Source organism: Allobaileyella intestinalis, assembly GCF_009695865.1.
Classification (GTDB): Bacteria; Bacillota; Clostridia; order Peptostreptococcales; family Anaerovoracaceae; genus Allobaileyella; species Allobaileyella intestinalis.
Genome location: NZ_VUNB01000002.1, coordinates 16,509 through 30,367 on the forward strand (window position 1 = coordinate 16,509; position 13,859 = coordinate 30,367).

Sequence of the window (13,859 nt, forward strand, 5' to 3'; positions counted from 1 at the left end):
TCTTGTGTGTTTTGAGTATCAGATTTATGATGTTTCTGTACAAATGAAGAGAATAATTCTTAATAATTGCAGGTTTATATGGTAGAATTTATGCTGTTATGAAGGGCTTTTTGATAAAAACAAGAGAATACTATGAAGAAAACTAAAGAAGAACTTATGGAACTGGCCATGGAGCCTCCTGAAGACCAGGATGTATATTACTGCAACCTGCCTTATATGAAAGAATATTCTGTTAACTGGACAGAGTCCCACCCCGCATGGAAGAAGATGAGAATTATGATATTTCTTTCATTCGGCGTTTCTGCAATCCTTATATGGCAGGGGCTGCAGCACACGGGCACGGAACCTGGCTGGAAAGGGCAGTTCCCCCTTCACCTGTCAATCTGGGTATCTGCAGCCATCATCTACCTTGTAACACGTTTTATATACAACATCTGCAAGCCTCCTTTTAAGAGCATCCACAACGTGAGAGTGCAGATGTCTGACGACGGATTCCATTATATTTACCAGATAGGAATGCACCTGAACTCCTATTTCATCGCCGATGAAAACATTGAAGAAATGATTTTCGACGAGGAAGCCCATGTATTATATATACGTGGAAAAGCTCAGCAGGTAAGAATCCGGAAGAACAGCGCAGTTGAAGAAGAGCTGGACTGTTTGTATGCCCTGATGCCCTACGACAAATACGATGTTCAGGACATCCTTGATCCTTACGGAGACAAGGTGAAATACAGCCCGGGAACCCTGAGAGGCAAATATATCAGGGAAGACGCCCGCTGATCAGTGCCAGTACATACAAAACGGAGGCCGAAAGCACCGGATAAATATAAAACTAATTTTACGAAAGGTCACCATACAAAGGAGATGACAGAAAACAACATGACAGACACTGAGAGGGAGCAGCTCCAGCGAACAGAAATGCTCATCGGTCAGGAGGGCCTGGAAAAATTAAGGAACGCCAGGGTGGCAGTTTTCGGAGTAGGCGGAGTAGGCGGTTTCGCCGTGGAAGCTCTTGCCAGATCGGGAATCGGCGCCCTGGAACTGATCGACAAAGACACAGTAAGCCTTTCCAACCTGAACAGGCAGATCATAGCCACCAGAGACACCATCGGCAGAGATAAGGTAGATGTGGCCGCAGAAAGAGTCCGGTCTATCGATCCGTCAATCCGGGTAACCGGCCGCAAATGTTTCTACCTGCCTGACACAGCAGATCAGTTTGATTTTTCCAGCTACGACTACATCATAGATGCGGTGGACACAGTTAAGGCAAAAATTGAGATCATCGTCAGAGCCACGAAAACGGGAGTGCCTGTAATAAGCAGCATGGGAGCAGGGAACAAGCTTGACCCCACTGAGTTCAGAGTTTCGGATATCTACAAGACATCCATGGATCCTCTGGCCAAGGTGCTGCGGAAAGAACTGCGTAAGAGAGGCGTCAAAAGCCTGAAGGTAGTCTATTCACCGGAAAAGCCTCTTACTCCGGGAAAGTCGGAGGAGGAGCTGGCACCAGGAAAGAGAACTACGCCGGGGAGCATCGCCTTCGTCCCTTCAGTTGCGGGGCTGATTATAGCCGGCCAGGTTATCAGAGATATTGCCGGTGTTTAGAGTCCCTTAATTCTGTCCAAATTGTAAAATTTAAGTAATAAATACGTAAAACCTATAGAAAGAGTGACGAGTAATGGATCTATTTTACAGAATCGTAAGCCTGCTTGGAGGACTGGCCCTGTTCCTTTATGGAATGCGGGTTATGGGAGACGGTCTTAAATCCGGCTCAGGAACGGCTATGAAGGCAGCCCTGGCAAAGGTTACAGACAGGCCTTTCAAGGGGTTCATACTGGGACTGATAGTGACCTGTATGATTCAGAGTTCAACGGCGGCTATTGTTCTGACAGTAGGACTTGTGGGAGCTGGTTTTCTCACATTCAGACAGTCCATAGGAATTGTTCTGGGAGCTAACGTAGGAACAACTATTACAGCCCAGATCATAAGGCTCATGGACGTAAAAGCGGCTTCCGGCAGCATTCTTTTTTTCTTTAAATCGGACAACCTGGCGCCAATGGCACTGATCGCCGGCATCATAATGATAATGTTCGTGAACAAGAGATCTGCGAAGACGGCAGGCACCATCCTGATGGGCTTTGGTATCTTGTTTGTAGGTCTGATGAACATGAGTGCATCTGTGGCGAAGATGGGAGACGGCCTCAGCCATATGCTGGTGTCATTTGAGGGAAACCCGGCTCTGGGATTCGGCGCAGGTGTTCTGGTTACAGGAATTATTCAGAGCTCTTCAGCAGTAGTAGGTATTCTTCAGTCCATTGCCAGCACAGTGGGAATAAAATTCTGTGCTGTTTTTCCGGTTATCATCGGTGTTGATATCGGAGACTGCATCACCACCTATCTGGTGTGCCGTATTGGAGCAAAGCCTGAGCAGATCAGGACTGCTCTTGTCCACATCCTGTATAACGTTGTGGCATCCACCATGCTTTTCGTTACAGTGGGAATACTGAGAGCCACCGGCGTTCTGGATGACCACATCTGGTACATGACCTTACACGCAGGAGGAGTTGCCAACGTCCACGGTCTCTTCAAACTCATTCCTGCTTTGATCCTTCTTCCTTCAGCAAACCTCTTTGGAAAGGCAGCAGAAAAAATCGTCAAGGACAAGCCTGAAGATCCTGAAGACATGGAGATAAAGGCAAACCTTAGAAAACTGGACATGCGTCTGGTGAACAACCCGACAATGGCCCTTGGCGAGTGCAACAAGCTTATCGATAACATGGCCCAGGTGGCACTTCACAATTACCAGGCCTGCATCCAGCAGATGAACAATTTTGACATGAAGCGCCAGGAGAGAATCGCCGAAAGGGAAAACATGCTGGACACCATGGCTGACGCCGCCAACCAGTATATTGTTGCAGTATCTCCTCATGTTACCCTGGAAACAGACAAGAGAGCCCAGAATTATCAGCTGAGAGCACTGGTGTGCTTCGAGCGCATCGGAGATCTTTCTGTGAATATTACCGATTACATTGCCAACCTTAACGAGGCAGGCAAAAAATTCACCCCTTATGCAGAAAAGGAGCTGGAGGTAGCCATGGAGGCAGTCCACACCATTCTGGACATGGGCGCAAAGGCGTCCAGAGACAACGATCCGGAACTGGCCTGGGACGTAGAGCCTCTGGAGGAAGCAATCGACGAGCTGATTGAGAGCATTCAGGGCCGCCACATGGACAGAATGACCAAGGGAATCTGCGATGTATTCAACGGCATCCAGTTCCAGAATATAATGCTGAACCTGGAGAGAATTTCAGACCAGTGCTCCGACTTGGCAGTATACCTGCTGGGACGCCATAACCCTGATATCGTAGGCAATGAACACAAGTATCTCCACGACCTTCACCACAGCAACGACGAGAAATACCTGGAAAGATTCCAGACATACTACGACAAGTACTTCGGAAAACTGGACAATATACAGGCAGACTAGATATAGACAAGCTCTGGAGATCAGGTGGAGCCTGGCAGACCAGGCGGAAGTTCCATGATATAAGCGAACCATAAGCAAACAATAAATAAATCATCGGTAAATCAAAACCGCCCGGACAATCCGAGCGGTTTTGATTTTGGTATGTTGGTTTTGATTATGTAAACTTATTATGCGGGAAGTCATCCCGGATATATCTACTTATTCAGGTAATAGTCGAAAACGGCTCCGCCGAATGCTGCCTGGATAAAATGACAGAACTCACTGAACTTTTTCATTCTGCACCTCCCTCAGATCCTTCTGAGAAAATCAATAATCATCTTTATCTGAGGAGAGAATACAACTATAATTGCTTTGTGTAAAGTGAAAGAATAACAAAGATGCTTTGACAATCACTCAAAGCATCTTGATTCAGACACGCTCCCCGGGATTATTTCCCAGGAGCTGATTCACAGCAGAAGTTAACACCAGAAGAACAAGGACAAGAGACAGTCAGGATAAAGAAGGAAGACCATGGAAACAGAAAAAATCAGAGCACTGGTAGCTGCAGCAGATACAGGAAGCCTGTCAGCTGCAGCCTCAAAACTGGGATATTCCCCTTCAGGCATCAGCAGGATGATAAGCCAGCTGGAAAGTCAGACCGGCTATCCCCTGCTGGTGAGACACCACAACGGAGTGATTCCCTCCGATTCCTGCCAGATCCTTCTGCCGGCCCTGCGCCAGCTACTTCACGATGAAGACCAGATACTCCAGATGTCCGCCAGCATCAGCGGCGCCGTGGTAGGCCAGATTACCATAGGCACATCTTTTCCCTCCAGCTACTGGCGCCTTTCGGAATACGTAGCCCGCTTCGGCAAACTTCACCCCGGCGTAACCATAAGGATGAAAGGCAATTACAGCTCAGCTCTCCTGAGAGAACTGAACGACCATAAACTGGACTTCTGTCTCATCAGCAAGAGAGAAGGCTCCCACCGGTGGATCCCCCTCTTCAAAGATGAGGTAAGCGCCCTGGTCCAGTCAGGCAGCAGCCTTGCCTCCATGAAGAGAATACCAGTCACCATGTACGAAACCCAGCCCTTCATAGAGATCTATCCGGGAGCCGACATCGACAACAACAGAGTTTTCGAGCACTACGGAATAACACCTAACACCACCTACACCACCTACGACATCAGAGCCAATATGGCCATGGTATCTGCCGGCCTGGGAATAGGAATGTGCAACAAGACTGACTCCAGCGAAACAGTAGAAGGAGTGACACTTTTGCCCCTGGACCCGCCTCAGATAATCGAAGCGGGAATAGCCTGCCTGGGTGATCTGTCACCAGCAGGAAAGGCCTTCCTTGAGTTCGTCCTCAAGAGCTGGGAAAAAGAAGATGGGGTCTATAGTCAGGACAGGGGCTCTTCCAGCAGAAAAAAATAAGAAGGCCGTGGGAAGTCTCACGGGAGGCACCGGCCATATAGCGCCGGTGCCATTAAGAATGCCGGCAATATTCCCAAAGACCCCCGGTGAACCCGGGCCAAAACCTTACCCAATCTCAATAAATAAACTAAATTATGAATAAAAATACAAGAAAAATTCAATGAAAGCCCTAGAATAAACACATTTCTGTGATAGAATATTCAACAATATTCTGATAATACTGGAAAGGAAAAATCATGACTAAATCCGGAAACACGCAGCCCAGGAAGCCCGCACTGTGGCAGGCACTTTTTTCCTTTGCTGCATTGATAGTTGTAATGAGCGTGGGAATCGCAGTATTCAAAGTTGATCCCCACATTCCAATGTTCATCGGGGTGATTTTCGCCTGCTGTATGGCGTTGTGGCTGGGCAACAGCTGGAATTCCATAGAGCAGATGATGATCTCCGGAATAACAAAAGCCATGCAGTCAATATTGATACTGGCCATCGTAGGAATGATGATCGGCGTGTGGCTTTTGTCCGGCACAATCCCTACAATGATCTATTTCGGCCTGAAGCTTCTTTCGCCGGCTGTATTCCTGCCGGCAACAGTACTGATCTGTTCTATCACGTCTCTGGCCACAGGAACCTCCTGGGGAACAATGGGAACAATGGGACTGGCGCTGATGGGAATCGGACACGGCCTGGGAATGCCTGTAGGACCAACTGCAGGTGCAATACTGGCAGGAGCCTATTTCGGCGACAAGATGTCTCCGCTGTCAGATACAACCAATCTGGCGCCGGCCATGGCAGGAACAGATGTTTTTACCCATGTTAAATTCATGCTGAAATCCACAATTGTGGCATACGTAATCACGCTGGTCTTCTTCGGCACCTATGGCATCCGCCACTCATCAGCCGGAAATGTGGATACCAGCCAGGTTACAGAGCTGATGGACGGACTTAAAGACACCTTCCACATCAGTCCGCTGTTACTCATTCCACCTCTGGTGGTAATACTGGCAATAGCCCTGAAGATGCCGGCCATACCGGGAATAACCCTGGGCCTCGTTTCAGCAGCAGTACTTGCCCCTATTTTCCAGAGTGGAATGCCAGTATACGGAGAGGACCTCACTCTCCTTCACACAGGCGTTACCTTTGGAGATATTCTTACAGCAGCAAGAAACGGCTTCTTTTGCAATACCGATGTAAAAGCTCTTAATTCCCTGCTGTCAACAGGAGGCCTTATGAACATGAGCTCCTCTATTCTCATGACAATCATAGCCATGATGTTCGGAGGTGTAATGGAAGGATCCGGCCAGCTGGAAGTAATAATCAACGCAATAACCAAGTTCGTAAAGTCTGCAACGGGAATGATTGCTGCTACAGAGCTTACCTGCATTCTTTCCAACGTAGTAATGCCTGAACAGTACATTTCCATCCTGGTGCCAGGAAGGATGTACGCATCAGCTTACAGGAAGAAAGGCCTTCACCCGAAGACTCTGTCCAACGCCCTGGAATCTGCAGGAACCGTTACTTCAGCTCTGGTTCCATGGAACACCTGCGGAATGTTTATAGCCGCAACCCTGGGAGTATCGGCCAGCGTTTACGGCCCATGGGCAGTATTCAACTATATAATGCCTATCGTCACCTTGGTTATGGCCTTCTTCGGCGTAACTGTTGCATACATGACACCGGAAGAGCAGGCAAAGGCAGACCAGGGAGAACTGGTGTAGACAGGATGACAGAAAAGAAGCAGTTTTACTTGAAAGAAACAGGGTTAACTGCTTAAAATAACAACAGAATATTATGATCGGGGGTCAGACTATGGACAAAAGAGATCTTATGTATCAGGAACTCAGAACCCATCTGCTGGACAGGAGTTTTCTCCGGGCGGCAAAGGTGGAAAGAAAGGAGATGCTGTCTCTAATTGACCAGAGCCTGGGCCCTCTGTCCCGGGAAATGTGCGCTTCGCTGAAAGATTTTCCAGCTCCGGTAATGGGGGCTGGTAATGATGAGGATCCAGTGAGAACCATGAAGCGTTTTCATACCCGGGACATTGTTGATTTAGGGGAAAAATACATTCCTCTTCTTCGCCAGGAACCGGCTGAAGGGTGGCTTCTCCACTGTTACAAGGGAATACTCCACCAGCTTTTTCCTCACATGGAACAGCCCGAAGACTGGGAAGAAAAATCCACAGGCCGCTTCATCATCCTTCAGATAATGAGGGCCGCCTTCAGCTGGGAAAGAAAAACCCTGCCTTTTGACCCCACCAGGGAGATGGAGCTCCTTACAGACCAGCAGGTAACTGCCGGAGGCTTCACCGGCGAATACATACACATGCACAAACTGATTCGCAGCCGTTACATCAACGAATTCATGCGCATCGGCATCGACATCACACCTTTCAACACCCTTGGACACATAAGCGGCGTCCACTACGTTGCCATGCACATGGCAAGGCAGCTTTATGAAGCGGGAGCCCCGGTGGACCTGGCCCTCATGTCAGGGGCCGCCGCCAGCCACGACATCGGAAAATACGGATGCAGAAGCTGGGAAGCCAAGAGAGTCCCTTATCTTCATTACTATTACTCCAGTGAATGCCTGAGATCCTTCGGCCTCAACAAAATCGAGCACATAGCAGCCAACCATTCCACCTGGGACCTGGAGCTGGAAAACCTCTCAGCAGAATCTCTTCTCCTGATTTACGCCGATTTCAGAACCAAGAGCAGCCGGGACCAGGAAGGAAGAGAAATAATCCACTTCTATTCCCTTAAAGACGCTTTCCAGGTAATCCTGAACAAGCTGGACAACGTGGACCAGGCAAAAGAAAACAGATACAGAAAGGTCTATGCAAAACTGAAGGACTTCGAAGACTATATGATGGAGCTGGGCGCCAGTCCGGAGCTGCCGGAAGACCTTCATATAGCCACCTTCCAGAAGATTACCAGGAAAAAAAGAGAAATGGCTCTTCTGGGAGGTTTCCGGGTAATAGATCAGCTGAAGTACGATGCCGTTGAACACAACATTAAGCTCATGAGCCGTTTCAACAGCAGGGAGCAGTTTGCCAGCCTCCTGGAAAATGCCAGAAGTGCCAGATCCTGGAACGAGCTGAGGACATACCTGTCAATACTGGGAGAATACTGTACCTATATGACAGAAGACCAGAAGTCCATGACACTTCAATTTCTTTACGAAACACTTTCAAACAGAGAAAGCGACATAAGGTACCAGGCAGCATCCATAATGGGCAGCATTACAGGAAGATACAGCACCGAGTACAACAAGGAGCTTCCAGCAGATGCCCTGAGGCCGGCAATTGCAGAAACAAACGTGAAAGTGTTCAAAGAAACCCTGGCAGGCATACTTGACCCTGGTTATAAATACACTGAACAGCACAGAAAGTGGATAATGGGCGCAGCAGGCCCTTACATCAAAAATACTCTTGCAATCTGCGGTGATCAGCGGCGCCCCAGATTTATTAAGGTCCTCACAGAGGCTCTGGACAAAGTGGCAGCCGAAGAGAAGGTCTCCAGAAAAGAATCTCTGGTTATGGCTCTTCTCAGCGCCATGGAATCCGTAGATCAGGAAAGCTTTACAGATGAGCTGAAGGAATCCCTGGACAAAGCCATAACAGATACCTACGGAAATCTCTCCAAGAGCGTAGACCTTGTGACTCTGGAACTTATGGAGAAGATAGAGGGACTGGGCCGGGGCCTTGATATTAAAGACAGGAAAAAAGAATTTCTCCGTCTTCTGGAGGTTTCGGGAAGGCCGGAGGATCTCAGTCCCCGCCTTTCATCTATGTTCCTGGACAATCTGAAGACCAACACTCCGTGGGCAGTCAAAAAAGCCAATATCGATTTCATGATTCTCTGCCTGGATCAGCTGAGCCAGGATCACTGCATCCAGATAGCCACCCACCTGGCCAACCTCATGAAGGTAAGCGAGACTGTGGCAGTCCGCAGAAGGGCAGGCCAGGCCCTGGTCGGAATGATGGAGAACCTGCCGTACGGTGCCAGAAACGAAATAGCCGTGGAGCTGATCAACGCCCTGGATCTGGGAGATTATCAGTTTACTAAATACATTCCGGAATTTCTGGGGGAAATTCTGTTTTATCTCATGCCAGAGGAGCTGGACGAAACACTGGACGAAATGGAGGAGCGGATGCTCGTAAGAGGAGAAAGCACTTCCATAGCCATTCAGAGGACCTTTGGCGTAATGCTCCAGAACATGGACAAATACATTCCAGAAGGGAAGGAAGAAGATCCGGATATAAAAAACAGAAGGCTCAGAATCCTGTACCAGATAATCAGGGGCTTCGGTGGATACAGAGACGTAATGTCCAGAGAGGCCTTCAACACCCTGGGAGATATATACGGCAGCCACCAGCTTACACTGACACAGAAAAACAGGCTTTTCCGCCATAGCGCCAAAAAACTCATGCTCCTCATTGACGAAAGAGAAGAATCAGAGCTGGATTTCTACAACGACGCTGCCGCACTGAACCAGATTTACAGATTCATCAACCAGTTCCAGTCTGAGGGAGGAGGTTTCCGGGTAGGTGGAAGAAGGAAGTCGGCCTTTTTCCCTGGCACCTTCGATCCATTCAGCCTTGGCCACAAGGCCATTGCCAAGACAATCAGAGATATGGGCTTTGACGTATATCTGGCACTGGACGAGTTCAGCTGGTCAAAGAACACCCAGCCTCACATGCTTAGAAGGCAGATAGTCCGCATGTCCACAGCAGATCAGGAGAACATATATCTGTTCCCTGAGGACATACCGGTTAACATCGCAAACCCGGCAGACATCGCAAAGCTAAAGGAACTTTTTTCCGAAAGCGACCTGTACATAGCAGTAGGCTCCGACGTTGTGAAGAACGCTTCCAGCTACAGAATGGTGCCGGGAGAGAACACAATCCACAGCCTGAACCACATAATTTTTGCCAGGGAGGTTCAGCGGCCTACGGAGAGGGCAAACATGGCAGGCCAGAAAAGCCTCCAGACCTATCCGATTCAGGGAGAGGTTATAAACCTGTCTCTCACCAAGTACTACGAGGACATAAGCTCAACCAGAATCCGGGAGAACATCGACCTGGACAGAGACGTTTCCTCCCTGGTGGACCCTATGGCCCAGAGCTTCATCTACGAGAACAGCCTTTACTCAAGAGAGCCTACATTTAAGCATGTGCTCCAGGCAAAGTCCATTAAGATCAGTGATTACAAGCCGGGCTTGTATACTGATGTGGAGCGGCTGGTTAAAGGCGAGATGGCAAGGAAGGGTTATGATCCTGCCAGAGATGAGGCTTACCTGGAAAACGAGAGAACCAGGTCGGTTTTCGTGGAAGATTCGGGGAAAAACGGCGGTGCCCTGGGAGTGGCAGCGGCTCACCGGGTGGCTACCAGTCAGCTCCTTCAGGTAACAGGAGATCCTGAGACTGCAGCCAGGATCAGGAAAGAGGGACTGGGCAGGATTGCTGCCATCGGCCTTTTCTATTCTGGCAACAAGAGAGGGGTCAATAACCTGTCCCAGATACTTTTGACAGAGATTCTGGCCCGGCTGCTGGAAAAAGATTATACGTATTGTATTTACGCACCAGTGGACAAGGCGGGCATGAACCCGGCTGTGATGGAGACCTTCAGAAGACAGGGCTTTGTGAATATTTCCGAGGATCATGAACGGCCTCTTCTGGCAGTGGACATGAAATCGCCTATTGTGCTTTTCAGGGATGTGGAGACGGTTATCAAGAGCCCGTTCAACAAGAGCCCGCGGGTACAGAAAGCTCTGGATCAGGCCCATCTCAGGCTGCTCCATACTTACAACGAGCTTTTTCCTGGAAAGCTGATAATGAGCTTCAACACAAGCGCTGTTTACAGCAGGATCACCGAACTGGTGGCCCGGGAGAACGGTGTGTCCGTAATACCAGGAACAGTCAGGGACAGAGGACCATATATGTCGGTGCCTTTTGGAAAAGCCCTGTCAGACGTGATTGTGCCTAACACAGTGACGAAGGCTCTTCATACAGAGAAATATTTTAACACCGGACTAAACAAGTTCCAGGTCAGAGAAGCCCGGAACTACAGCCGCATTGAGAATCAGGTGAAGACCATCAAGTCCTTCGGCCGGGATGTGATCCTCATCGATGACCTGCTTCACAAAGGATACAGAATGAAAAGTCTCTGGCCTATTTTTGAAAGGCAGGATGTGAACATCAGGAAGATTGTAGTTGGAGTCCTTACAGGCAACGCCAGGGATCAGATGGAACTTCAGGGCAGGTCCGTAGAGGCGGCATATTTCATTCCGGGAATCAGCATCTGGTCAAATGAAAAAGACTGTTATCCGTTTATCGGAGGAGACAGCGTGGACCCTGCAGAAGGAAGTGAAGGAGAGAAGCAGAAGTGGAAGGAGACCATAAACTTCATTATGCCTTTTACCTCCTATAGTTTTGTGGGAAGGACCAACAGGGAAGCTACCTATAAGTATTCCATGACTTGTCTTGAAAACGCTGTGGAGATATTGAGGGCCCTTGAGGCTGACTACCAGGAAAAATACGGCAAGAAGCTGACCCTGGACCGGCTGGGAGAGACTATAGTTTCCCCGGGATGTCCGGAAACGGGAAGAGGAGTGATCTGCGATCTCAACACTGCCCCTTCAGTTTTTGTGGAGAACAACATTGTAGAAGCCAGAAGAATGCACATGACCAAGGTGAATTAATAAAAATACCGGAATCCGGCAGTTGTAATGAAAGCAGGAGGTTCAGAATGAAGAAGATAACTGACATAGTCAAAGACAGCGGATGCACCGGGGAGCCCTTCAGGGCTCCCTGTCCTCTGGATATGGGAAGGAAACAGAAGGTGTCCGTAGTTGCTCTCGGCGATGTGGGAACAACCATGGTCATTGGACTCCGCCTGCTGGGAGAGCCGGTTATTGAGGAGATTGGAATTTTCGACATCAGCCGGGCCAACATGGACAGGCTGGAGATGGAAATAAACCAGATCGGATGGCCAGACCGAGAGCAGCGGCCTATGCCCCCAGTGAAGACCATTGATGAAGATGAGATTTTCCATTCGGATCTGGTTATCTTCTGCGCCAGCAGAGGAGTGCCCCCAGTAGAACCGGGCACACCGGTTACAGACGTGCGCATGGTACAGCTGGAGGCCAACAGAAAGATAATCAGCCATTATGGAGAACTGGCCAGAGCACAGGAATTCAAAGGCCTTTTCTGCGTAGTGTCAGATCCTGTAGATCCACTGTGCGGTGCCTTCCTGGACGCTTCAGGTCTGGAACCTTACCAGATCAGAGGCTTCGGACTGGGAGTAATGAACATGAGAGCCGCTTACTTGGCAGAACGGGAGGAGAGATTTTCCCCTTATCTTAAAGACGGCCGGGTTTTCGGACCCCACGGCAGCGGCCTGGTTGCAGCCAACTCCATATCAGATTACGATGACCAGATTTCCCGGGAACTTACAGAGCTGACAACAGCAGCCAACCTTAAGGTAAGAGACCTGGGCTTTAAGCCTTTTATTGCTCCGGCCCTTTCCTCTGCAGCCCTGTCTGTCATAAGCCTTCTTCAGGGAAGGTGGCACTACAGCTCTGTTTTCATGGGAAAGGCATATCTTGGAATGAGAAACCGGCTTACCCCAGATGGAACGGAGCTGGAGGACCTGGATCTTGATCCCCAGCTGTACAGCAGAATACTGGAATCCTACATGGATCTGGCAGCATTGAGAGATTGAAGAGATATCCGATAAAACAGAAAGTCAGGCAAGTAAATGAACAACAGGGAAAACAGAGAAAATGAAGAGCCGGACCAGAGAGAACTTCTCGTCCTCAGTCCTGTAAGCGCTGAAGCCAGGGGCATAGGCGGCGAGAGGCGGAGCCGGCGGATGATGAACATTCTGGAGCAGGCCCTGGAAAATGTGGACTACAAGCAGATCAATCAGGTAGAGGAAATAGAAGAAGGGGATCTTAAGAACAGGAGAGTTATCTTCGCCATAAACCTGAGCAGTGCAGGAGTTAATCTGGAGTTTTACCGGCTTTTGGAGTACCTGCGGGCCAATGAAAACTGCCTTGAAGGCAGCGTAGGCGGCATTCTGGTAGATGGAGGCGGTGAAATGTTCACCAAGGGCATTGCCAGAAGAATGGCCTTCAGCGCAAACAGGGCAGGCTGTCTATTTCCCGGAAGGTCTCTGGTGGAAGCAACAGGATCTCTGGAAAATTACAGGGTCCTCAGCCGGGTTACTGGAAAGGAGCCAGAGGAAGTTTATAGCAGCCAGAGCAGAAAGCTGGTCCAGAGAATACTGGAATTTCCTGTAGAAAAATGGCCCGTTAAGAATGAAGAAGAAACCCGGGATTTCCGGGAAACTGCAGCTGGTGAACCAGAGCCTTTGAAAGTACTGGCTGTTCACGCCAGCACCAGAAAATCCTCCAACACCCTTTTGCTGTGGGATATGGTAAAAAAAGAACTGGGTTCCCGGGCCCGGGTTAAGGAGATTTCCCTGAGAAACGGCCAGATGACAGACTGCCGGGGCTGCAAGTACGAGACCTGCAAGCATTTCGGAGAAAAAGGCAGCTGCTTCTACGGAGGCATAATGGTGGATCAGGTCTACCCTGCCATTGTTGAATGCGACGTGCTGATCATGATCTGTCCTAACTACAACGACGCTCTTGGAGCCAACCTGACGGCCTTCATCAACAGGCTTACAGCAGTGGTCAACACCAGGAGCTTAGGAGAAAAAAGAATCTATGCATTGATCGTTTCCGGTTACAGCGGAGGAGATATTCTGGCAGAACAGGTGCTGGGGGCAATGTGCTTCAACAAAGGTTTCATCCTGCCACCTTCCTTTGCCATGATAGAAACAGCCAACGACCCGGGAAGCATTTTGGAAATTCCGGATATCCAGAAGGCGGCAGAGAAATTCGCAGAAGGAATCAGATAAGGGAAAACCAGGAAATGCCGGAAAATACA

The 13,859-nt window shown here is 49.2% G+C and carries 8 protein-coding genes; all 8 read left to right on the plus strand.

Features of this window, described 5'->3' with window-relative positions; genetic code table 11:
* Positions 1-132 precede the first annotated feature (132 nt).
* The 8 genes from FYJ66_RS02040 to FYJ66_RS02075 all read left to right on the plus strand — a co-directional run bounded on the left by FYJ66_RS02040 (position 133) and on the right by FYJ66_RS02075 (position 13,830).
* Positions 133-783 (plus strand): hypothetical protein, encoded by a 651-nt coding sequence (locus tag FYJ66_RS02040; RefSeq protein WP_154571852.1) that lies wholly within the window; start codon positions 133-135, stop codon positions 781-783.
* A gap of 99 nt (positions 784-882) precedes the next feature.
* Entirely contained in the window at positions 883-1,608 is a 726-nt protein-coding gene (locus FYJ66_RS02045; protein WP_154571853.1) for a tRNA threonylcarbamoyladenosine dehydratase, read from the plus strand.
* Between the two features lie 73 nt (positions 1,609-1,681).
* The gene (locus FYJ66_RS02050; protein ID WP_154571854.1) at positions 1,682-3,490 is read left to right on the plus strand and encodes a Na/Pi cotransporter family protein; all 1,809 of its coding nucleotides are present in this window, start codon (positions 1,682-1,684) and stop codon (positions 3,488-3,490) included.
* A gap of 510 nt (positions 3,491-4,000) precedes the next feature.
* A complete protein-coding gene (locus FYJ66_RS02055) occupies positions 4,001-4,909 on the plus strand; it encodes a LysR family transcriptional regulator (RefSeq protein ID WP_154571855.1) in 909 nt (302 codons plus the stop codon).
* A gap of 236 nt (positions 4,910-5,145) precedes the next feature.
* Positions 5,146-6,624, plus strand: a complete 1,479-nt coding sequence (gene nhaC, locus FYJ66_RS02060) for a Na+/H+ antiporter NhaC (protein WP_154571856.1) — start codon at positions 5,146-5,148, stop codon at positions 6,622-6,624.
* Positions 6,625-6,715: 91 nt separating this feature from the next.
* Positions 6,716-11,605 carry a hypothetical protein gene (locus FYJ66_RS02065; protein WP_206156958.1) on the plus strand — a complete coding sequence of 1,630 codons (4,890 nt, stop codon included), beginning with the start codon at positions 6,716-6,718 and terminating at the stop codon, positions 11,603-11,605.
* Between the two features lie 47 nt (positions 11,606-11,652).
* Complete coding sequence (locus FYJ66_RS02070; RefSeq protein WP_206156959.1) at positions 11,653-12,627, plus strand: lactate/malate family dehydrogenase; 975 nt, start codon at positions 11,653-11,655, stop codon at positions 12,625-12,627.
* Between the two features lie 36 nt (positions 12,628-12,663).
* Positions 12,664-13,830: a flavodoxin family protein gene (locus tag FYJ66_RS02075; protein WP_154571859.1), complete on the plus strand. Its 1,167-nt coding sequence runs from the start codon at positions 12,664-12,666 to the stop codon at positions 13,828-13,830.
* Positions 13,831-13,859 lie beyond the last annotated feature (29 nt).

Coding starts and splice junctions, on each gene's coding strand:
- FYJ66_RS02040 (WP_154571852.1), top strand. CDS start 133: ATGAAGAAAACTAAAGAAGAACTTATGGAACTGGCCATGGAGCCTCCT.
- FYJ66_RS02045 (WP_154571853.1), top strand. CDS start 883: ATGACAGACACTGAGAGGGAGCAGCTCCAGCGAACAGAAATGCTCATC.
- FYJ66_RS02050 (WP_154571854.1), top strand. CDS start 1,682: ATGGATCTATTTTACAGAATCGTAAGCCTGCTTGGAGGACTGGCCCTG.
- FYJ66_RS02055 (WP_154571855.1), top strand. CDS start 4,001: ATGGAAACAGAAAAAATCAGAGCACTGGTAGCTGCAGCAGATACAGGA.
- nhaC (WP_154571856.1), top strand. CDS start 5,146: ATGACTAAATCCGGAAACACGCAGCCCAGGAAGCCCGCACTGTGGCAG.
- FYJ66_RS02065 (WP_206156958.1), top strand. CDS start 6,716: ATGGACAAAAGAGATCTTATGTATCAGGAACTCAGAACCCATCTGCTG.
- FYJ66_RS02070 (WP_206156959.1), top strand. CDS start 11,653: ATGAAGAAGATAACTGACATAGTCAAAGACAGCGGATGCACCGGGGAG.
- FYJ66_RS02075 (WP_154571859.1), top strand. CDS start 12,664: ATGAACAACAGGGAAAACAGAGAAAATGAAGAGCCGGACCAGAGAGAA.